This window comes from Bradyrhizobium sp. WBAH42 (genome assembly GCF_024585265.1).
Lineage (GTDB): Bacteria > Pseudomonadota > Alphaproteobacteria > Rhizobiales > Xanthobacteraceae > Bradyrhizobium.
In genome coordinates this window covers 6,049,610-6,070,088 of sequence record NZ_CP036533.1, presented here as the reverse complement: position 1 = coordinate 6,070,088, position 20,479 = coordinate 6,049,610, and the positions used below count along the sequence as shown (strand labels likewise).

Genomic DNA, 20,479 nt, shown 5'->3' with positions numbered 1-20,479 from the left:
ACCAAAACAACGCAAGTGGAAACTTCAAGGTTCCGGTCGGGGCAGCGCCGCACAAGTGCGCGGCAACGTCAGGATGCATTGACCCCGCGCCAGCGGCCGTAGCGCCAGGGCAGATACCAGCGTGCGCCCCGCGGCGCGGTGAGAGGCACGTTGTCGATGCCGGATGTGCCGAAGGGATTGCAGCGGAGCAGGCGCGCGAGCGTCATCCAGCCGCCGGCCCAGAGCCCGAACCGGTCGATCGCCTCATCGCCATAGACGGAGCAGGTCGGTAGGTGCCGGCAATTGTACCCGACCAGAGGCGACAGCGTATGGCGATACAGCCAGATCAGCGCGCGGCCGAATCTGCGCGGCAGCCGGAGCGCACGATCGCCGGAACTGGAATAATGCTCGCAGGCTGAATGCTTCATGTGCGTTATGCTGCAATGTTGAGCGAGGTGTTGCCCGGTTCCGGCGCAGGGAACTGTAAGCTGTTGTTTCCACGCCATATTTTGCATGCTTTTTGGGAGCAGTGCAGCAAGTATCTGTGGACGATCTGTATTCGCCCGGATACCATTTTTATGACGGCCGTGTGTAGAAACATACGCCTGTATGATGGACTCAGATAGCGCTACCGGGGATTGTTTGGGGACCTTGTGGCATTGGGGCTTGGGGAAGGAACCAGATTGAGACTTCTGAACTCCCTTAATCTTCGCGGCTGGTTGCTGGTGGGAACAGCCGTATGTGGAGTCGCGCTGGCTGGCGCCGTCGCAACATTCGGATCGTCGGCCCGCGCCGGCGTTGCCCTCGAAGAGCGCAAGCTGCCGATGAAGTTCAGCTGGGTCGCCTGTGAGCCGAACTGCCGCGGCTGGGTCAGCGCAGTCGGCATCATCACGGCCGATACGCCCAAAGAATTCGAAGAGTTTTCGCGCGGCCGGCAGCTCGGCGGCGCCACGGTGGTGCTCGATTCCAGCGGCGGTTCCGTCAATGACGCGATCACGCTCGGCCGGCGCTTCCGTAACCTCGGGCTTTTGACCACGGTCGGCGTCAGCCTCCGTGGGGGCCCATCGACGCGCCCGGCGGTCGCGCCGGAAGCCTATTGCGAATCCATGTGCGTGTTCCTGCTGCTGGCCGGCAAGAAGCGCTACGTGCCGGAAGCCGCCCATGTCCGGGTTCACCAGATCTGGATGGGCGACCGCGCCGACGATGCCAAGGCGGCGAGCTACAGCGCGCAGGACCTGATGATCGTAGAGCGCGACATCGGCCGCCTCGCCAAGTACACCTTCGACATGGGCGGGGCCGGCGACCTGCTGTCGCTTGCGCTCAGCGTCCCGCCCTGGGAGGACCTGCACGAGCTTGACGCCGGCGAACTCAAGCTCACCAATCTGGTCACGACCGATCTCGTGGCTGACGTGCTCCCGCACGTGGACATCTCGGCGCCGGCAATGGCGGAGCTCGCAGCGAAGACGCAGGCCAGGTTCGGCGCGGAACCGGAGCAGGCTTCCAAGTCGACCAAGACGGCGGAGGCCGTGGTGCCGACCGGTAGCGTTGCCACGCCGGCTGCGGCGACGCAGAAGTAAGCTCTTAAATCCTGGCAGTCATTCCGGGGCGCGCCTCAGCGCGAACCATGGTGCGCAAGTATGCACCTGAGGATTTCGCGCTGCAATCTCGGGATTCCGGGTTCGATGCTGCGCATCGCCCCGGAATGACGGAGAGGGGCTTCAGCCCTGCGCTGCGGCCGGCTGCTTGGTTCTGGCCTCGATCTGGCCGATGGCATCAACCACGGCATCGAAGGTGAGAAGCGTCGAGGCATGGCGCGCCTTGTAGTCGCGGACCGGCTCGAGGAACTTGATCTCCTCCCATTTGCCTTGAGGAGGCGCGCCGTTCTCCTTCAGCATCTTGCGAACGGTTTCGCGTAACTCACGGAGTTCGCTCGCAGTCGAGCCGACCACGTGACTTGCCATGATGGATGAAGAGGCCTGGCCCAAGGCGCAGGCCTTCACGTCATGGGCGAAGTCGGTGACGGTGTCCCCGTCCATCTTGAGATCGACCTTCACCGTCGAGCCGCACAGCTTGGAGTGGGCGGTCGCGCTGGCATCGGGGGCCGACAGCCGTCCGAGGCGCGGAATATTCCCGGCCAGCTCGATGATCCGCTTGTTATAAATGTCGTTCAGCATGTGATGGAGTCCAACACGTCCACACCCGCGTCCGGGCCTGATCGGCCTTGGCGGGCGCCGCCCACGGTCCTATATAGGGGCGGAACTGGTGGAAAAACAGTCCAGCGGTGCGTCGCCTGCGATCCAGATCTGCACTATCGACGTTGTGACCAAAGGGCCTTTTCGCCAAAACTGTTCTCTTCAGGCGTCTGGCGGCTTGCCGCCCCGTCTGCCGGTGACACTCCGGCCACAAGGCCGTCGAACGGAGTAGACATGGACGCCACAATCAAGCCGATCCGCCCCAACAAGCAGCCCGAGAGCCGCCCGGCCGAGCTTGATCCTGCCGAATTCCTCGCGGCCGCCGTCCGCGCCGACCAGCCGCGCCCTGCGCGCGCCGAGGCGGAAGCGGCGGTGAAGACGCTGCTCGCCTATATCGGCGAGAACACCGAGCGCGAGGGCCTGCTCGACACGCCGCGTCGCGTCGTCGAGGCTTTCGACGAGCTGTATCAGGGCTACCACCAGTGCCCGGCCGAGGTGCTCGACCGCACCTTCGGCGAGACCGCAGGCTATGACGATTTCGTCCTGGTGCGCGACATCGAGTTCACCTCGCAATGCGAGCATCACATGATGCCGTTCTACGGCAAGGCGCACATCGCCTATACGCCGGTGGAGCGCGTCGTCGGCCTGTCCAAGCTCGCCCGCCTGACCGACATCTTCGCCCGCCGGCTCCAGACCCAGGAGCACCTGACGGCACAGATCGCCGCCGCGATCGACGAGGTGCTCAAGCCGCGCGGCGTTGCGGTGCTGATCGAGGCCGAGCATACCTGCATGTCGGTACGCGGCGTCGCCAAGCATGGCGCCTCTACCTTCACCAGCCGCTTCACCGGCATGTTCCGCGACAATCCGGCGGAGCAGGCCCGTTTCCTGTCCCTGGTGCGAGGCACGACGCGCTGACCTCGCGAAAACCGGCGAGAGTTGCTGTGTCCGCTCACTCCCACGAGATCGAGGAAGGCCTCGCCTTCCTGCCCAGGTTCGATGCCGCTGGCCTGGTGACGGTCGTCGCCACCGACGTCGCTACCGGCGACGTGCTCATGGTCGCGCACATGAACGAGGAGGCGCTGCGCAAGACGATTGCGACCGGCGACGCCTGGTACTTCAGCCGCTCGCGCAATGCCTTGTGGCGAAAAGGTGAGACGTCGGGTCAGACCCAGCGCGTGGTCGAGATGCGCACCGATTGCGATCAGGACGCGGTCTGGATCCGCGTCGAGCAGATCGGCGCGGCCTGCCACACCGGCCGGCGGTCGTGCTTCTACCGCAAGGTCGAGGCCGAGGGCGGAGGAGCGAAGCTGGTCTTCACCGACGCCGAGCGGCTGTTCGATCCAGACGCGGTCTATAAGAAATAGCTCGCTGTCATTCCGGGACGCACCGAAGGTGCGAGCCCGGAATCCATTCAGCCGACGAGAGGCGCCTTAACCCCCCATTAACCATACCTGTCCCACGGTGATACGACGGGCGCCGAATTGCCGGCGTCGCTCAACGCCGCGCGGGGCGGGCACTTCATCATGTCGATCGACAATTTCAGTGCCCCGCAGACGACCGGCCTTGATCCGTCGCGGGCGCGTGTCGCCGGTGCGATCAAGCAGGCCTCGAACATCAGTGGCGTCAGCTTCCAATACATGCTGACCACGGCCAAGATGGAATCGGATTTCGATCCGACGGCCGGTGCCACCACCTCGTCCGCGCACGGGCTCTACCAGTTCATCGACCAGACCTGGCTCGGCACGGTGAAGGAGGCGGGCGCCCAGCTCGGCTATGGCAGCTATGCCGACGCCATCACCAGGACGTCGTCGGGCACCTACAGCGTCGATGATCCCGTCAAGAAGCGGTCGATCATGAAGCTGCGCGACGACCCCGAAGCCGCTTCCGCCATGGCGGCGGCGCTGACGCAGTCGAACAGCTTCAAGCTCACCGGTCTGCTCGGCCGCAGGCCGAGCGACAGCGAGCTCTACATGGCGCATTTCATGGGCGTCGGCGGCGCCGCAAAGCTGATCGCCAACGCCGAGGACAATCCGCAAGCGGTCGGGGCGCGGCTGTTTCCCAACGCGGCGGCCGCCAACCGCCCGATCTTCTACGCCAAGGACGGCCGCGCCCGCAGCGTTTCCGAAGTCTATTCGGTCCTGGACGCCCGCTATGCCGGCGCCGCGAATTCGAAAGTCACGCGCAGTGCGATGGCGATGTATGGCGGCACGCCGTCGACCACGCAGGTCGCGAGTGCCAATGCAGTCGTGCCCACTGCACCTGTCATGGACAACGCCGCCTATCTCCAGACCTTCCCGAATACCCGCACAGTGACGCCCGTCAGCGCGACGTCGTCGACACAGGTCGCGGACAATGCGGCGAGTACGCCGGTGTTTCGTTCGATCTATCAGCCCGGCGATGCCACGCAGCCGGTCTCGACCACGGTGCAGAAACTCTGGGGCAACAATGCCTCGCTGACCTCGGTCGCCTCAGTGACGCCGGACGTGCGGCCGCCGCAGCCGCTCGATCTCTTCAGCGATCGCAGCGGGACGTTCTCGAGCTAGCCGAGTTCGCGTGTTCGAGGCCTGGGCCCGGCTCTGCAGCGCCTCGCCTGACGAGGCGCTGCGCTGCGTCCGGGGCACACAGCTGAGGCGGCTTTGTTCCCTTAACAAATCATCAACAAAACCAGCCAGTTATGGTGAACGCTTTGTTAAGCGTCGTGGTTTATTTTGTGTTGCAGGTGACGAGCCGTCACCGTTTTCGTTTGTTGTGTAAGCCGGAAGCAGCATGATTGTTCGGCAGTTCATCAATTGGATCAGGACGGCGCCCGCAGGCGAGCGGGCCGAGGCAACACGGGCGCTGGCCCGGGCCTGGCTGATCTCGGACCTTTCTGCAGACGACCGCACCGCCGCCGAAGGCGCGCTTCTGATGCTGCTGGACGATCCCTCGCCGCTGGTACGGCAGGCGATGGCCGAAGCCTTTGCCCGCAGCCTCGACGCGCCGGCCGCAATCGTGCGGGCACTGTCGGCCGATCAGCCGACGGTCGCGCTGCCGGTGCTCGAACATTCCCCGCTCTTGATCGACGCCGATCTCGTCGACATCGTCGCGACCGGCAGCGAGGAGGTGCAATGCGCGGTCGCCCGGCGCATCGCATTGCCGGTCTCGGTGTGCGCCGCGATCGCCGAAGTCGGCTGCGCGGCTGCCGCGCTGGAGCTGATTGAAAATCCCCACGCCGAGCTCGCCCCGTTCTCGTGGGACCGGATCGTCGAGCGCCACGGCCATCTCGCAGCCATCCGCGAGGCGATGCTGGTGCTGGAGGATCTGCCGGCCGCAACGCGTGCGGCGCTGGTGGCAAAGCTCTCCGAGACGCTGGCCCAATTCGTCGTGGCGCGGAACTGGCTGAGCGCCGACCGCGCCGACCGCATCACCGTCGAAGCGCGCGACCGCTCCACCATGAACATTGCGGCGCGCTCGCGCGGCGATGACATGCAGGGCCTGGTCCGGCACTTGCGCATCACCGGCCAGCTGACCGCGGGCCTGATCCTGCGCGCACTGCTGTCGGGCAATCTGGGCTTGTTCGACGCCGCACTCGCCGAACTCGCCGACCTGCCGCTGGCGCGCGTCTCGGCGCTGCTGCACGACCGCGGCGGCAACAGCGTGCACGCGCTGCTCCGTCGCGCCGGGCTTCCGGAGGCGACGTTTGCGGCGTTCCAGGTCGCGCTCGATGCCTGCCACGAGCAGGGCTTCGTCGACAGCGACGATGGCGCGGTGCGGCTGCGCCGGCGCATGGTCGAACGCGTGCTGACCCATTGCGAGTCCGATCGCGGCGCCACCGAGCCCCTGATGGTCCTGCTGCGCCGCTTCGCCACCGAGTCCGCGCGCGAAGAGGCGCGGCTGTTCTGCGAGGAGATTGTCGCGGATGATGTGATCGATCCGGTCGACGACGATCTGATCGCGGCGTAGGTGGATCCGCAAATTCCGTCATTGCGAGCGCAGCGAAGCAATCCAGACTGTTTCCGCAGAGGGATTCTGGATTGCTTCGCTGCGCTCGCAATGACGAGGAGTGAGTGAAGCCTTACTCCACGGGCGCGATGCTCGGCGCCAGGATCACTTCGAGATGCTCGGGGCGGTCGCGGTTGACGTGGGCAAGATAATCGTCCGCAACCTTGCGCAGGCGGCGGCTGAGCTCGGCTGAGACGCTGATCCTGTCGAGCCTCGTGTTCTCGTGCACGATGGCGAGAATGGCGTTGATGTGGTGCGTGAACAGCTCGGCCGGCACCTTGTCCAGATCAGGCGCGTGCTCGATGACGCGGCACAGGCTTTCGGCGATGCCCGCTGCCGAAGGAAAGCCGAACGTCGCCGCATCGCCCTTGATGTCGTGTGCGGCGTGAAACAGCTCGTCGCGCAGTTTCTTCGTGAAGCCGTCCTTCTGCACGGCCGTCCAGGCGGCGGACAGTCTCTGGACCTCGATCGCCATCCAGTCCTTGAACTCACCGGAGAGGCTCGCGAGCGCCTGCTCGGCGCGGGCGATCGGGTCGTCCATGTCCTTGTCTTCGACACGGCGCAGGACCTTGCGCAGCGGATTCGGCTGCGTGATGACCTGGTGCGTGGCGAAGGCCTTGACCTCGATGTCCTTTGCGCTGTTCTTCGCCATGATGCCTGCCTCGTCTGAAGAGGTTGCGCTAGATGGAGGAGCGGGCCTTGTCGAGCAGCGAGGGCTGCTGCAGCACCTCGTGCTTTTCGCCGACGCGGCGCTCCGGGCCCATATAGGCGGAGTTGGTGTTGCGGCGCCGGTCGGGGCCGAAATAGGTCTTGGTCTTGATGAAGGGGCGGGGATTGGCGACGACGTTGAGGATGCGCTGATAGAGCCCCTTGGCCGAGATCGGCTTGGCCAGAAATTCGGTGACGCCGGCATCGCGGGCGACCGTGACGCGGCGCTTCTCCGAATGGCCGGTCAGCATGATGATCGGTGCGTAAGGATTGCCCTTGGATTCCGGCTGGCGGATCATCTGCGCGAGCTCGAGCCCGTCGAAGATCGGCATGGCCCAGTCCGTGATGACGATGTCGGGCACGTAATGGCTGTACATTTCGAGCGCCGTGGCACCGTCCTCGGCCTCGTAGACCTCGCGCGCGCCGAACGAATGCAGCAGCGTCCGCAGGATGCGGCGCATATGCGGATTGTCGTCGCAGACGAGGAAGCGCAGCTTGTTGAAGTCGATACGGAACATGACGCCCGGGCCAAAAGCGGGTCAACCTTCGTTAACCATATCGTGGCGTGGGTTAACGAAGGGTTGCCGGCAGGCGGGCGGCAGGAGGCAGGAGGCTCAGTAGCCGAACTGCTCCCGCAGGATGCGCTCTTCCAGGCTGTGTCCAGGGTCGAACAGCATCCGCATGGAGATGCTCTTGTCCGAAAGCACCTCGACGCGCCGGACCCTGCGCACCTCCTCGTGGTCGGCGACCGCGGCAACGGGGCGCTTGTCGTCTTCCAGCACCTCGATCACGACATAGGCCGTATTGGGCAGGAGGGCGCCGCGCCAGCGCCGCGGCCGGAAGGCGCTGATTGGCGTCAGTGCCAGCAGGGCGGCGTTGATTGGGAGAATGGGGCCCTGCGCCGACAGATTGTAGGCAGTCGAGCCTGCCGGCGTCGCCACAATGATGCCATCGGCGATCAGCTCCGGCATGCGCTCGCGCTCGTCGATCAGGATCCGCAAGCGCGCCGCCTGCGAGGTCTGGCGAAACAGGTAGACCTCGTTGATGGCGTGGTGCAGGTGGACGCGGTCGTTCACGTCGGTCGCGCGCATCAAGAGCGGATTGATCTCGGACTCATGCGCAGTCTCGAGCCGTTGGCGCAGATCATGCGTCGAGTACTCGTTCATCAGGAAGCCGACCGTGCCGCGGTGCATGCCGTAGATCGGCTTTCCCGTCCGCATGTGGTGGTGCAGCGTCTGCAGCATCAGGCCGTCGCCGCCGAGCGCGACGACCACGTCGGCCTCGTCGGGATCGCAATTGCCATAGTCCCTGGTCAGCTGGCCAAAGGCGGCCTGCGCCTCGTTGCTCGGGCTGGCGACGAAGGCGATCCGGTCGTATCGCGCAGGCTTGGTCATGGCGTCTCGGCAGGGCCGCTGGCTCGAGGAAGGTTCCGCCGGGCTCGTCTATACGAGGTGGGTCTGCATTGTCGAGGATGACCCGTTGCAAAGCAACCGGGCGGCCCGTTGAGCGGCCGCCCGGTTCAATTCAGGGTAAAGACAGGGTCGATTGCCGCGGATCAATATTTTGCGATGACGGCGCCCGGGGTGAAGCGATAGTTCACGCCGATCTTGACCTGGGACAGGCTGCCACTGTCGCGCATCGTGGTGACGCCGTCGCTCATCAGCGACGTCCGGCTGCCGAGATCGATATAGTCGTACTCGGCCTTTGCCGACCAGTTCTTGCCAAGGTCGAACTCGGTGCCGTAGCCGATCAGCCAGCCGCTGCGATAGCCGCTGCTGCTGAAGCCGTCGGTGGCCCCGCCGAACTGGTTGACGCAGGGACCGAGCTGGAAGACGCCGACGACGGCGCCATTGAGCGGGCCGAACACGCAATTGACGTTGGTGCGGTCCTGAGCCCAGGCGCCGCCGGCCTTTGCGTAGATCAGGGTGCGGTTCCAGGAATAGCCGACGCGGCCGGACAGGGTCGCGATCCAGTCCGACGAGTTCTGGCAATTGAGCAGCAACGCGAGGTTCTGGACCGTGGTGCAGGTGCGCGATCCGCGCAAATTCGTCGCCGCGATGTCTCCCTCGATGCCGAGCACCCAGTTGCTCGGCATCTGGTAATTATAGCCGACCTGGAGGCCGCCGAGGCCGCCGAACACGCGCGGATTGTTGCCGTCGATCGGATCGCCGGCAAAGCGGATGTCCGTCTTGCCGTATTCGACACCGAGCGAGCCGCCGACATAGACGCCGGTCCAGTTGGTCGGCGCAATGACGGTGCCTGCCGCCTTGGCCGGGGCCTTCAGCGGCATGATCGAGGCGATCTGTTCCGGCGTGAACTGGTAGCGAAGGCCGGCATTGGCGGTCCAGCCGTCGATGTTTTCGCCGTTGCGATAGTCACCGCGGACGAAGCCGAGCCAGCCGGTGTTGGCGAGCTGGCCGGCAACACCGAGCGAGTACTGACCGTAGGTGCCGACCCGGCTCGTGCTGGTGTTCTGCGAAATCGCGATCGGGATGACGCCGAACACGCTGGCGTTCAGGCTGTTGACCGACGAGGTCACGTCGCCGGCGAACTCGTGGAAGACGCTGACCGAGGCGAAGGGCTGCAGGATCAGGTTGCCTGAGGTGATCGTCGTGCCGCCACGCAGGGTGAGGCGCCCGATCTTGCTCTCGATTGGCGAAGTGGTCACGGTCGAGACGATGCCTTGCGAGACGGCGCCGCCGCTCAAGGTGTAGTCGTCGACATTGGTCCGCGACCAGGTGAAGCCCGCGGACGGCTCGATGAACCAATTGTTGGCCAAGGCGAAGTTGTAGCCGACCGAGGCCGACACGGAGGTGCCGCGCGCGCCGATCTGCTGGTTGAACAGCCCGACGCCGACATTGGTCAGGTCGGCGCGGTAAAACTCTTCGCGCACCATGACGTCCGCGAAGAAGCGGCCGTAAGTTGCGACGACATAGGCGCCGAGGAAGGGAACCTCGAAATTCGTGCTGCCACCCGCGTTGTCGGTGGCCTTGGACGACAGATAGCCGGCGGTTGTGCCGACGTGAACGTTCCAGCCGCGCCAGTTCAGGCGAGAGATGTCCTGGCCGACCTGAACACCCCCGAAGCTCTGATGAACCGAGCCGGCGCAGTTGAAGTTCGATGCAGCACCGAGCACCGGATTGAAGATGCCGGCGTTGACCGTGCCGGTCGAGGTCGAGGTGAACTTGTTGGTGACCTCGCCGCCGACTCCGCGGATCCAGATCCCCCCACCGGGCTGCTCGGGCTTCGGATCGGCGGGCGCCGAGACGAATGCGCTGCCTTGCTGCGTGAGGAATGCGGTGTTGGTGGTGCCGAGCGCACCGGCGACTGACCCGGAGGCCGCGCCTGTCGCCGCCGAGATCGCCGCGAGTTGTGCCCCGAAGAATCCCGCACCAGCGCCTGTGACCGCACCGGTGCATTGCGCGAAGGCTGCCGACGAGCTCAGCGAAAGCGCGACCACGGCACCGGACAAGAGCTTCGTGCTGCTGATCCGCCCGGTCAGCGCGAGCACAAACTGCCTCATTCCCAGCCCCCAACAATTCAAAAATCAAGGAATCAACAGACGCAGCAACACTCGGAAACAAAGCTAAAGGAGCCACGCTTGCACCGGAAGCGTAGCGGCGCGCATTCGACGTGATCGGCGGCGATTTCCAATCGGCTGTACCGGAGCCGCCACATGTGGCGGGATGTCGCAGGTCTGGCCACGCAGGCTGTGATGGGCATCACGCAGGGACCAAGATGGCTCCGAATACCTTTTGTGAGCAGCCGCTCCGGCGCATTGATCGCGGCGGTCTGCGGCGATAAAACATGAATAGATTTAGCGATTTTCGGGCCAGCGCGTGAATGCCGAGTCCCTTGCAGGGGATCAGGATCGGCGCATTAGCGCACGCTCGGCATGGATTTTATGATGCTCCGGCGTCTGATCGCAGCGATGGCGATGATCGGCGGGACCCTCCTGGCCGTGGTCCTGGCGAGCGATTGCGCGTTCGCCGAGCGGCGCGTGGCGCTGGTGGTCGGCAACTCCCTCTATCAATCCGTGCCGCAACTGCCCAATCCATCGCGCGATGCCGTCTCGGTCGCGCAGATGTTTCGCGATGCCGGCTTCGACACCGTCGAGACGCTGAACAATGTCGGCAACCTCGAGTTCAAGCGCGGGATCCGCAAGTTCGAGACGACGGCGGACCAGGCCGACATCGCGGTCGTCTATTATGCCGGACATGGGCTCGAGATCGGCGGCACCAATTATCTCATCCCGGTTGATGCGAGGCTGGCTTCCGACCGCGACGCCGACGACGAGGCCATCCCGCTGGAGCGGCTTGTCTCCTCGGCGGATGGCGCAAGGCGGCTTCGTCTGATCATTCTCGATGCTTGCCGCGACAATCCGTTCGTCGGCACGATGAAGCGCGAGCGGCGCAACCTTCCGACCCGCGCGGTCAGCGGCGGTCTCGGCAAGGTCGAGCCCACAATGACCGACACGTTGATCGCCTACGCGGCGAAGGCCGGCTCGACGGCGGATGATGGCGATGGCGATCACAGTCCGTTCACCACGTCGATCCTCAAGAATCTTCCCGTCCCTGGTCTCGACATTCGCCTTGCCTTCGGCCGCGTCAGGGATGAAGTCTTGAAGGCGACGGCCAATCGCCAGGAGCCGTATGTTTACGGCGCGCTCGGCGGCGGCACGATCTCGCTGGTACCGGCGCCGGCCGTGCCGCGCGAGGCGCCGGTCAGTGACGTCAAGGCGGATTACGACCTGGTGCAGAAGATCGGCACGCGGCGGGCATGGGAGGTCTTCCTCGCGACCCATCCGACCGGCTTCTATGCCGAGCTGGCGCGGGCGCAGATCGAGGCATTGGCGAGCCAGCCGCAAGCGCCGCCGTCCAATATCCAGGTTGCCGCCTATCCACAGTCGGCGCCGCCAAGCCGCGATGCGCCGCCCACCCGCGAACAGATCGAGTGGGACAAGATCAAGGACAGCGTCGACATCCCCGTGCTGCAGCGTTTCATCAGGCGTTTTCCCGACGCGCCGCTCGCGATCACCGCGCAGCAGCGCGTCGATCTGTTGAAACAGGCGATCCAGGAACGCGAGGACAAGGCGCGCGCCGAACGCGAGGCGGCGCGCCAGGCAGCCGAGGAGGCCAAGCGCAAGGCGGACGCGGAGAAGGCCGAACTCGCCGCACAGAAGAAGCGCGAGGACGACGAGCGCCGCGCCCGCGAGGCCGAGGCGGCCGAGAAGGCGAGGGCGGCTGCGGCCGCCGCTGCCGCAGAGAAGAAGCGCCAGGACGATGAACGCCGCGCCGCTGCGGCCGAAGCCGAGCGCCTTGCCAAAGCGGCCGAAGCCGAACGCAAGGCGCAGGAAGCCAGGCAGAAAGCCGAGCAGGCCGAGCGCGACCGGCTTGCGGCGGAGGCTGCTGCAGCAAAGGCCGCCGCGGAGAAGCAGGCACGCGATGCGGAGGATGCGCGCAAGAAGGCCGAGATCGCCGCCGCCAAGGAGGCCAGCGCAGCCGAGAAGAAGCGTCTCGAGGACGAACGCCGCGCCGCAGCTGCCGAAGCCGAGCGCCTCGCCAAGGCGGCCGAGGCCGAGCGCAAGGCGCAGGAGGCCAGGCAGAAGGCGGAGCAGGCCGAGCGCGATCGTGCGGCAGCCGCGGCTGCTGCCGCGAAGGCGGCGGCCGAGAAGCAGGCGAGGGAGGCCGAGGAGGCGCGCAAGGCGGCCGAACTCGCCGCGTCCAGGGAAGTCGCCTGTAAAGAACAGCAGGGCAAGCTCGATGCGATCATCGCCAAGGGCAGCGAAGGCACGGGCATCGACGACCTCAAGGCATTCTCCAGAACGGTCGCCTGCGACCGGCTCGGGCCGCTCGTCGTCGCCGCGATCGATCGTTTCAATGCGGAGGCCGCCAAGCGGGCGGCGACCCTGCCGAACTCGCCGCAGCTCGTCACCTCGGCGCAGACCGAGCTGGTCCGGCTGGGTTGCCTGACCGGCAAGCCCGACGGCAAGCTGAGCGAGCCGACCAAGGCCGCGCTCGTCCGCTATTTCAGCATCGGTGGGCAGCCGACCGAGGCCGACAAGGTCAGCGTGACTCATGATCTCGTCGGGGAGCTCGCCAAGCGCGCCACGCGCGTCTGCCCGATCCAGTGCAAGGGCGACGAAACGCTGAAGGGCGACCTCTGCGTTGCCAATGAGAAACCGGCGCCGGCGGCGACCGCCTCGCGCAAGAACGAGGACGAGGACAAGCCGCGCCGCAAGCAGACGAGCCGCGAAGCCGACCGCGAGCCGGTCAGGCGTGCGAGGCCCGAGAATGATGCGCCGCGTGCCCGGCAGCAGGCTGTCGCACGTCCGAGCATCGTGAGTGGCGGCGGCGGTCATAGCACCATGATCGGCGTCGGGTTCTGAAACGATCGGCGGCCGGCGGCGTTAGCTGGCTGGTGTTGGGGTGAGGGACGGAGCGGGACATGAATCGGTTTCATTCGCTGACGCTTGCTGCGGCCGCCTCGGCGGCGGTCACGATGTCAGCGGCAGCGCCTGCTGCTGCTGATCAAGGCGAAGGACGCATCGCCAGGCCCATCACATCGGGGCATCGGGCCTTGCATGCCGGTCGGCCGGCGATCGTGCGCGTCCGCCCACCGACCCGTGTTGCTTCGATGCCCATGGATTCCTCCTGCCGCGGATGTCGCGATTTCGTGTTGATACTCGGCATCGGCTTTTAGGGCTCCGATCCCCCAAAGCGTCGCAATTGCCGGCTAGGGTCTCGCGTGCGATCGAGGCTGCGGTGAGCGCCGCCGAACAGGGAGAGCTGTCATGGTGATGCGTCGATCGGCGCTGCGTCGCGTAGGTCTGGCACTCGCTTTGTTCGTGCTCGCAGGCTTTGCGCATGCGGATGAACCGCAACCGCGCTCCGAAGCGGCCGCGCCGGCCGGACAGAAGGGTGGGCGCGGCGGCGGCGCGCAAAACGCGGCGCAGACGTCGTCGTCCGCGGCCGAGCCGCACCGTCTGCCGCCGGATTCGACCACGAAGCAGACGCTCGATCTGCCCGGCCGGACGCTGAATTTCACGGCCACCGCCGGCTCGATCCGCGTATTCGACGGCAAGGGCGAGCCGCTGGCCGACATCGCCGTCACATCCTATGAGCTCGACGGTGCCGATCGCGCCACGCGTCCGGTGACGTTCCTGTTCAACGGCGGACCTGGAGCCTCCTCGGCCTGGCTTCAGTTCGGCGCGGCCGGGCCGTGGCGCTTGCCGCTCGACGGCGAGGCGCTGTCGCCGTCAGCGTCGCCCGAGGTGAAGCCGAACGCGGAGACCTGGCTCGACTTCACCGATCTCGTCTTCGTCGACCCCGTCAGCACCGGCTACAGCCGCTTCGTGGCAAGCGGCGAGGACGCGCGGAAGTCGTTCTACTCCGTCGACGGCGACGTCAATTCGATCGCGCTCGTGATCCGCCGCTGGCTCGAAAGGCACGAGCGGCTGACCTCGCCGAAATACGTCGCCGGCGAAAGCTATGGCGGCATTCGCGGGCCGAAGGTCGTGCGCCAGTTGCAGCTCCAGCACGGCGTCGGCGTCAGGGGCTTGATCCTGGTCTCGCCGCTCTTGGACTTCCGCGAGTTCACCGGAACGAGCCTCCTGCAATATGTCGCGACACTGCCGAGCTATGTGGCGGTGGCGCGCGAAGCCAAAGGCCCGGTCAAGCGCGCCGACCTCGCCGACGTCGAGGCTTACGCGCGCGGTGAGTTTCTTGCCGACCTCGTCAAGGGCGAGGCGGACAAGGAGGCCACCAATCGTCTGGCCGACAAGGTCGCCGAGCTCACGGGCATCGACCAGGCGGTGAGCCGCCGCCTCGCCGGCCGCTTCGACGTCGGCGAATTCCGCCGCGAATTCGACCGCAAGAACGGCAAGGTGACCGGACGCTACGACGCCTCGGTGCGCGGCTTCGATCCCTATCCGGATTCCAGCAGCTCGCGCTTCGGCGATCCCTCCGGCGATGCGCTCCAGGCGCCGCTGACGAGCGCCGCGGTCGACGTGCTCTCGCGCAAGCTCAACTGGCGGCCCGACGGCTCCTATGAAGTCCTGAACGGCGCCGTCGAAGGTCATTGGGATTTCGGCCGTGGCATCAACCCGCCGCAATCGGTGTCCGAGCTGCGCCAGATCCTCGCCACCGATGCCAAGCTGAACGTGCTGGTCGCGCATGGCCTGTTCGACCTTGCCACGCCCTATTTCGGAACGAAGCGGGTGCTCGACCAGCTGCCGGCCTTCGCGACGCAGCGGGTGAAGTTCGTGGTCTATCCCGGCGGCCACATGTTCTATTCGCGCGACGGCTCACGGCAGGCGCTTCGCAGCGAGGTCGAGGCGCTCATCAGGGAGTAGGCCGGCGCTTGCGGGGCGGATACCGGCGCGCGATCTCGCGTGCGACGACTTTTTCCGGCTTCACGTTCGCGCCGGCGATCCAGATGTCGCTGATCTTGCCGCGCTTGTCGCGGATCCGGCGCACCGGCTCGCCATGGCTGGAATACCCGGCAGCCCAGGCGAGCTTGCCCGTGTCGCGGCCGGTCACCTCGATCTCGGCGGCATCCATGAACGGGTTGTTGAACTGCGGGTTGGCGACGAGCACGCGGTTGCCCGCCGGGACGAGATCGGTCGCGCCCCATATCGTCCACCAGCGCCCGGTCCAGTCGCGCACGCGACGATCAGCCGCGCCGCGGGTCTGGAAGATGCGCAAGATCTGCATCGCGCCGTCCATCCAGAATGGCGCCGCGCCGTCGATCGAGTTGCTGAGGATGCTGATCGAAAGCTCGCAAGCGGGAATGGAGCAGGTGCGCGAGATATAGCCCTGAAAACCGCCGCCATGGCCGAACCAGTCCCAACCCTCGGTCTTGCCGGCATTGACGCCCAAGCCATAATAGGCCTCGAAGCTCTGCGGGATGCGCCAATGGTTTCGCGTCATCTCGCGGCGGCTCGCAGCCGACAGCACGCTCTTCTTCGCATTGGGTGCCAATTGCGCGAAGAAGCGGGCGGTGTCGGCGGCGGTGGCGACGAAGCCTGCGGCAGATGCCATCGCATGTGCGGGATTGTCGCCCGGGATCACGCAGCGCTCTCCAAATGGCACCTTTCGCGTGTGGCCGCGCGCGAACGCTGCGCCCTTGGGAAGCGGTGCGTCCGGCTCCGTCTCGCGCAGGCCGGCCGGCGCAATGATCTCGCGCTTGATCCAGACGGAGTAGGGCTCCTTCGCAATCGTCTCGATCACGAGGCCGAGCAGGCCAAAGCCGTGATTGGAATATTTGAAGCGCGTGCCGGGCTCGATCGCGGTCGGCAGCTTCAATTCCGTAAGCAACTCCCTCGCGTCGAGATAGGGGCGGCTGTCGATGAACTGGCCGGAATCGGCGCCGTCGCGCGTCAGGCCCGCGCTGTGCGACAGCACTTGCGCGATCGTGGTCTCGGCGACGCGCGGATGGAGGCCGCCGATATATTGGCCGACATTGTCATCGAGCCGGAGCTGGCGCTGCTCGCGCAGCTTCATGATGCCGGCCGAGGTGAAGCTCTTGGAGTGCGAGGCGATGCGGAAGTGGTGACGCGGGGTGAGCTTCTCGCCGGTGTCGAGATTGGCGAGGCCGAACGCATGCTCGGCGACGATCTCGCCGCGATGGGCGAAGGCCACGATGACGCCCGGCTGCTGGATCGTCGTCAGCTGGTAGTCGATCCAGGAGCCGATGTAGTCGATCGCGGATCGCAGCCACGTGTCCATTGCGCTACCGGTTTGCGAGGAAGGTTGGTGCGCGAGGCTAGCCGAAAACGCAGAACGGGCACAACCCTGAGGTTGTGCCCGTCCGCTTCGTTCAAAGATGCAATGATCAGTAGACGAGCGTCGCGCCGGTCGGCTTGTCGAGCGCTTCGGCCAGCGAGCGATATTCCGAGCTGCCGGTGCCGGCGAGCGAGGCGATCTTGCCAAGGTGATATTGCGCCTGCTCGCGGTTGCCCTGCTCGAGCTGCCAGAGGCCGTAATACTGCCAGGTGCGGACGTGGTTCGGATCGTCCTTCAGCGCCAGCTCATAATAGACCTTCGACGACTGGTAATCGCCGAGCTTGCGATAGGAGTAGCCGATCAGGTTGGCGACATCGGCGACGTCGTCGCGCCCCAGCGACTTCAGCTGGTCGATCGCGCCCGTGTAATCGTGCTTGTCGTAGATCGCCGCGTAGGCGGTGCGATAGGCCGCGAGGAACTTGGGGTCGCTAACGGAAGAGCTCTTCTTCTTGCCCTTCTTGGTCGAGGAGTCCGAGCTCGGCGGCGACGAAGGGGAGTCGCCGGCCGCGGCATACGCATTGGACAGCACAGGCGCGGCCGCGAGCGTCACGGCGACGAGTCCAGGCACAACGAGCGTTGAGAGTTTGCGCATTCAAGTTCTCCGGTATGGAACGTGGCGATCCTACACGATTGCCCGAAGACCGGAACACCTCTCGGGCAAAAACATTCCCGCTTCGCACGATCTATTCGCCCGGCCGCGGATGACAAACTTGTCATCGAGATGAACGGAAGCCTGCTGAGGGCTTCAGACTGGGTTCAGTGCCCCCCGCCTAGGCTCCCACCCATGATCGATGGGTAGGCGAGAGGGCGCCGCCTGAAGATCCTTCCAAGAGGAGACCACCATGTTGAAGACCATTTCTGCAGTCTTGCTCGCAACCTCCGTGATCGCAGCCCCGGCCTTCGCTGCCGAGGCCGGCAAGACCACCACGCCCGCTCCGGTGATCAAGGCCGACCAGAACCAGACCAAGGCGGCGACCACCGCCACGAAACCGGAAGCCGGCGTCAAGGCCGACGCCAAAACGACCGACGCCAAGACGGACGTGAAGACGACGGGCGTGAAGGCTCCCGACGTCAAGGCGGACGCCAAGGTGGATGGCAAGTCGAAGGCGCTGAACGCGAACGCCGCGGTCACCACCGACGAGCACAAGACCGTGCGCAAGCATCGCCATCACCACAAGCAGGTCACGGCCAAGGACGCGCAGAAGGCGCAGCCGGATATCACCAAGCCCGCGACGTCAGACAAGCGCAACTGACGACTGATCCCGCGCGGCGGCATCCCTGGCATTGCCCCGCCGCCGCGCGCGGACGTCAGGCCTGGCCCGTTGCCACGCCTCGTGCGCAAGCCCGAGGCGTCGGCGGCCGGCCGGTGCGCTGTTTTAAGCCTCTGCAAGCGAATTCCCTTCATGCAGGCCAGGGGCTAGAACGTCTCCTGATCTGTTCGAGCGGAGAGCGCGGCCTGTGGGGCGATTGGTGAGATGTGCGGTGATCCTGGCGTTGCCGCTGGCGCTTGCGGCATGTTTCGGCAGCGACGGTGACCGTCCGACTTTCATGGGCGGGACCCAGGCCGGCGGGCCGCAGCCGTTTCCCGACAATTTCCGAAGCGACACCGTGGCGTTGATGCGGGCCTACCTCAACAATCCGGTCGGCGTGCGCAACGCCGGCATGGCCGAGCCGGTACAGCGCGAGGTCGGCGGCCGGCAGTTCTATGTGAGCTGCCTGCACTTCACCCCGCGCGAGACCGATGGCAGCTACAAGGGCGTGCGCGAGCGGGCCGTGATCTTCGTTAACGGCCGTGCGGATCGCGTGGTGGACCAGACCGGCGATCTCTGCGCCGGTGCGGTTTACGCACCCTTTCCGGAACTGGAAAAGATGACGCGGTAGCGCAAAGCCCGCCTTCATCGCCCGGTGTTAGACAGAAGCAGCCGGAGCCGCTGGATCACATTTCGGCGAGCTTTGAACGGGTGGTTTCGACTTGCGACAAATCGTAACGGCGAGCCTTGCGCGGGCGACAAAAACAGCCGGTGCAGCGCGACGTGACGGAACAAAATCGCGTTGTTGCCGACCCGTCACAGTCACGAACGATCAACGTTCCGGCATTGCCGCGAAGCAACCCAATTCACGCCACGTTGTTTCCCGAGTGTCGTTAATGAAAGAACGGGGATGATCATGAAATCGATCTTGCTGGGTGCAGCAGCTCTGCTTGCGCTGGCCGCGCCGGCCGCAGCCGCAGACGTGCAGCCGCGCACCTACACCAAGGCGCCGGCCTATACGCCGCCCCAGGTGATCTACAACTGGACCGGTTTCTACATCGGCGGCCATGTCGGCGGCGCGTTTGCCGGCGACAACAGCTTCCGCTCGAGCGACGCCCGCTTCGTGGGCGGCGTGCAGGGCGGCTTCGACTACCAGTTCGCGCCCAACTGGGTGGTGGGTATCGAGGCCCAGTATTCCTGGCTGCCGACCAACAACAACGGCGTCACCTTCCCGCTGGGCACCCAGGTGACCTCCAACACCGACCAGATCGGGTCGGTGACCGGTCGCGTCGGCTACACCTGGGGACCGACGCTGCTTTACGCCAAGGGCGGTTATGCCTGGCGGAATAACGGCCTTGGCGTGAACATCGCCGGGGTGCCGCAGGCCTTCACCACCACCGGCAACAACAAGGACGGCTATACCGTCGGCGCAGGCCTCGAATACATGTTCGCGCCGAACTGGTCGGCCAAGGCCGAGTACCAGTATTACAATTTCGGCAGCACCACCTTCACCTCCGGCCCGGTCGACATTGTCGGCGTTCGTGGTCGGGAGGATGAGCATACCGTCAAGGCCGGTGTGAATTACCGCTTTGGCTGGGGCGGCCCGGCCGCCTCGCGGTACTGACGGACAGCGCTGATCCAAGACCTGAACATCCAAGACCTGACAAAGGCCGGCTGCGCCGGCCTTTCGTTTGCCGATCTGCACCCCGGCAGCGCCTTCATTTGCATTCCGTGAACCATTTGGCGCGTCATTTGCTTGCAAACGATGCTGGCGCGCATTCTCACGCGCGTCATGGGGCCGGTGTAAAGCAAAAATAATTTTTGCGATTTACGGAACTCGCGCTCCGGAACGCGTTATATGACAATTGCCGGGCTGGTGGGACGACGGACATGCGTATCTTGGTGTCGGCAGTGGCGCTCTCGTGCTTCTCCTGCCTGCCGTGCTCTGCACAGACAATCCTCAAATCCGAGCCTCTGATGTTGGCACCGTATGAGGTGGCCTTCGTCAAGGACGCCTCCTGTCCGTCCGGCAAGGTGCTGAAGGTCACCGGCGCCATCCGCGGGCTGCACCGCCGAAAGGCGTGCGTGCCGATGCCGGGCGAGCAGGCCTCGCTTGCGGCCGCCACCCCCTGAGCTTTCGCTCCGGCTCCGTGCCGGAGCTCAGGAATTCAGCTCGAGCTCCATCCTCGACTGCCGATCGGCCTCCGCCTTGTTCTTTGCGGGGTCCTCGCCCTGGGCCGCCTGGCAGGGCTCGATCTTGTAGTCGTTGTCGAGCACCCGGCGCGGTCCCGGCCGCTCCTCGTCCGCCGTCACGTCCACGACGAGACCACTTCGCTCGGCGAGCTTCCAGACGTCGGCCTCGCTCGGATAGGCCTTGCTGATCTGGGCGTCGTTGCAGAACAGGGCGTAGGGCATCCATCCCGACTCCAGGAAAGCCCGTTAACGAGCTCACGGGGTGAGGGGTTCCGGCCATCGGGCCGATCACGGGGGCGTGATCGTGGCGGGCGGTCCGTGAGTCCTTAACGAGTCCTGAATCTCGGAAAAAAGAATCCCTGGGACTCGTCGGCCGGAATCAGCGGATGTT

General features: G+C 65.5%; 22 protein-coding genes. 12 read left to right on the top strand and 10 right to left on the bottom strand.

Features of this window, described 5'->3' with window-relative positions:
- Positions 1-68 precede the first annotated feature (68 nt).
- A complete protein-coding gene (gene yidD / locus DCG74_RS28605) occupies positions 69-407 on the bottom strand; it encodes a membrane protein insertion efficiency factor YidD (RefSeq protein ID WP_172783111.1) in 339 nt (112 codons plus the stop codon).
- A 255-nt stretch (positions 408-662) separates the two neighbouring features.
- Between yidD and DCG74_RS28600 the strand changes: the two genes are divergently transcribed.
- Positions 663-1,556, top strand: coding sequence for a hypothetical protein (locus DCG74_RS28600; protein WP_172783112.1), 894 nt, complete (start codon positions 663-665; stop codon positions 1,554-1,556).
- Between the two features lie 141 nt (positions 1,557-1,697).
- On the opposite strand, the gene DCG74_RS28595 is transcribed toward DCG74_RS28600, so the two are convergent.
- Positions 1,698-2,153, bottom strand: coding sequence for an iron-sulfur cluster assembly scaffold protein (locus DCG74_RS28595; RefSeq protein ID WP_172783113.1), 456 nt, complete (start codon positions 2,151-2,153; stop codon positions 1,698-1,700).
- 252 nt (positions 2,154-2,405) lie between these two features.
- On the opposite strand from DCG74_RS28595, the gene folE reads away from it, so the two are divergent.
- The 4 genes from folE to DCG74_RS28575 all read left to right on the top strand — a co-directional run bounded on the left by folE (position 2,406) and on the right by DCG74_RS28575 (position 6,113).
- On the top strand, positions 2,406-3,086 hold the full coding sequence (gene folE / locus DCG74_RS28590) for a GTP cyclohydrolase I FolE (protein ID WP_172783114.1): 681 nt from the start codon (positions 2,406-2,408) through the stop codon (positions 3,084-3,086).
- 26 nt (positions 3,087-3,112) lie between these two features.
- Positions 3,113-3,535, top strand: a complete 423-nt coding sequence (hisI, locus tag DCG74_RS28585) for a phosphoribosyl-AMP cyclohydrolase (protein ID WP_172783115.1) — start codon at positions 3,113-3,115, stop codon at positions 3,533-3,535.
- A gap of 159 nt (positions 3,536-3,694) precedes the next feature.
- Positions 3,695-4,714, top strand: coding sequence for a lytic transglycosylase domain-containing protein (locus DCG74_RS28580; protein ID WP_246708695.1), 1,020 nt, complete (start codon positions 3,695-3,697; stop codon positions 4,712-4,714).
- A gap of 223 nt (positions 4,715-4,937) precedes the next feature.
- The gene (locus DCG74_RS28575) at positions 4,938-6,113 is read left to right on the top strand and encodes a DUF2336 domain-containing protein (RefSeq protein ID WP_172783117.1); all 1,176 of its coding nucleotides are present in this window, start codon (positions 4,938-4,940) and stop codon (positions 6,111-6,113) included.
- Positions 6,114-6,225: 112 nt separating this feature from the next.
- On the opposite strand, the gene DCG74_RS28570 is transcribed toward DCG74_RS28575, so the two are convergent.
- The 4 genes from DCG74_RS28570 to DCG74_RS28555 all read right to left on the bottom strand — a co-directional run bounded on the left by DCG74_RS28570 (position 6,226) and on the right by DCG74_RS28555 (position 10,383).
- On the bottom strand, positions 6,226-6,804 hold the full coding sequence (locus DCG74_RS28570) for an Hpt domain-containing protein (RefSeq protein ID WP_172783118.1): 579 nt from the start codon (positions 6,802-6,804) through the stop codon (positions 6,226-6,228).
- A gap of 28 nt (positions 6,805-6,832) precedes the next feature.
- The gene (locus DCG74_RS28565; protein ID WP_008549760.1) at positions 6,833-7,378 is read right to left on the bottom strand and encodes a response regulator; all 546 of its coding nucleotides are present in this window, start codon (positions 7,376-7,378) and stop codon (positions 6,833-6,835) included.
- 96 nt (positions 7,379-7,474) lie between these two features.
- On the bottom strand, positions 7,475-8,254 hold the full coding sequence (locus tag DCG74_RS28560) for an NAD kinase (RefSeq protein WP_036010536.1): 780 nt from the start codon (positions 8,252-8,254) through the stop codon (positions 7,475-7,477).
- Positions 8,255-8,415: 161 nt separating this feature from the next.
- A complete protein-coding gene (locus tag DCG74_RS28555) occupies positions 8,416-10,383 on the bottom strand; it encodes an autotransporter domain-containing protein (protein WP_172783119.1) in 1,968 nt (655 codons plus the stop codon).
- Positions 10,384-10,767: 384 nt separating this feature from the next.
- Between DCG74_RS28555 and DCG74_RS28550 the strand changes: the two genes are divergently transcribed.
- The 3 genes from DCG74_RS28550 to DCG74_RS28540 all read left to right on the top strand — a co-directional run bounded on the left by DCG74_RS28550 (position 10,768) and on the right by DCG74_RS28540 (position 15,213).
- Positions 10,768-13,248, top strand: coding sequence for a caspase family protein (locus tag DCG74_RS28550; RefSeq protein WP_246708696.1), 2,481 nt, complete (start codon positions 10,768-10,770; stop codon positions 13,246-13,248).
- 59 nt (positions 13,249-13,307) lie between these two features.
- Complete coding sequence (locus tag DCG74_RS28545; RefSeq protein WP_172783120.1) at positions 13,308-13,562, top strand: hypothetical protein; 255 nt, start codon at positions 13,308-13,310, stop codon at positions 13,560-13,562.
- Between the two features lie 97 nt (positions 13,563-13,659).
- A complete protein-coding gene (locus DCG74_RS28540; RefSeq protein ID WP_373569535.1) occupies positions 13,660-15,213 on the top strand; it encodes a S10 family peptidase in 1,554 nt (517 codons plus the stop codon).
- On the opposite strand, the gene DCG74_RS28535 is transcribed toward DCG74_RS28540, so the two are convergent.
- Complete coding sequence (locus tag DCG74_RS28535; protein WP_172783122.1) at positions 15,203-16,588, bottom strand: serine hydrolase; 1,386 nt, start codon at positions 16,586-16,588, stop codon at positions 15,203-15,205. The two genes, DCG74_RS28540 and DCG74_RS28535, sit on opposite strands and share 11 nt — an antisense overlap.
- Before the next feature lie 106 nt (positions 16,589-16,694).
- The gene (locus tag DCG74_RS28530; protein ID WP_172783123.1) at positions 16,695-17,237 is read right to left on the bottom strand and encodes a lipopolysaccharide assembly protein LapB; all 543 of its coding nucleotides are present in this window, start codon (positions 17,235-17,237) and stop codon (positions 16,695-16,697) included.
- 250 nt (positions 17,238-17,487) lie between these two features.
- Between DCG74_RS28530 and DCG74_RS28525 the strand changes: the two genes are divergently transcribed.
- The 3 genes from DCG74_RS28525 to DCG74_RS28515 all read left to right on the top strand — a co-directional run bounded on the left by DCG74_RS28525 (position 17,488) and on the right by DCG74_RS28515 (position 19,519).
- A complete protein-coding gene (locus tag DCG74_RS28525) occupies positions 17,488-17,898 on the top strand; it encodes a His-rich protein BRANT (RefSeq protein ID WP_172783124.1) in 411 nt (136 codons plus the stop codon).
- Between the two features lie 232 nt (positions 17,899-18,130).
- Complete coding sequence (locus DCG74_RS28520; protein WP_172783802.1) at positions 18,131-18,526, top strand: hypothetical protein; 396 nt, start codon at positions 18,131-18,133, stop codon at positions 18,524-18,526.
- 285 nt (positions 18,527-18,811) lie between these two features.
- The gene (locus DCG74_RS28515; RefSeq protein ID WP_172783125.1) at positions 18,812-19,519 is read left to right on the top strand and encodes an outer membrane protein; all 708 of its coding nucleotides are present in this window, start codon (positions 18,812-18,814) and stop codon (positions 19,517-19,519) included.
- Between the two features lie 166 nt (positions 19,520-19,685).
- On the opposite strand, the gene DCG74_RS39050 is transcribed toward DCG74_RS28515, so the two are convergent.
- Complete coding sequence (locus DCG74_RS39050) at positions 19,686-19,904, bottom strand: hypothetical protein (RefSeq protein ID WP_373569497.1); 219 nt, start codon at positions 19,902-19,904, stop codon at positions 19,686-19,688.
- Here DCG74_RS39050 and DCG74_RS38865 point away from each other — a divergent pair.
- A complete protein-coding gene (locus DCG74_RS38865) occupies positions 19,831-20,028 on the top strand; it encodes a hypothetical protein (RefSeq protein ID WP_373569534.1) in 198 nt (65 codons plus the stop codon). The genes DCG74_RS39050 and DCG74_RS38865 overlap by 74 nt on opposite strands.
- Positions 20,029-20,055: 27 nt before the next feature.
- Here DCG74_RS38865 and DCG74_RS28505 read toward each other — a convergent pair whose 3' ends face one another.
- Positions 20,056-20,310 carry a hypothetical protein gene (locus tag DCG74_RS28505; RefSeq protein WP_172783127.1) on the bottom strand — a complete coding sequence of 85 codons (255 nt, stop codon included), beginning with the start codon at positions 20,308-20,310 and terminating at the stop codon, positions 20,056-20,058.
- Between the last annotated feature and the right edge of the window lie 169 nt (positions 20,311-20,479).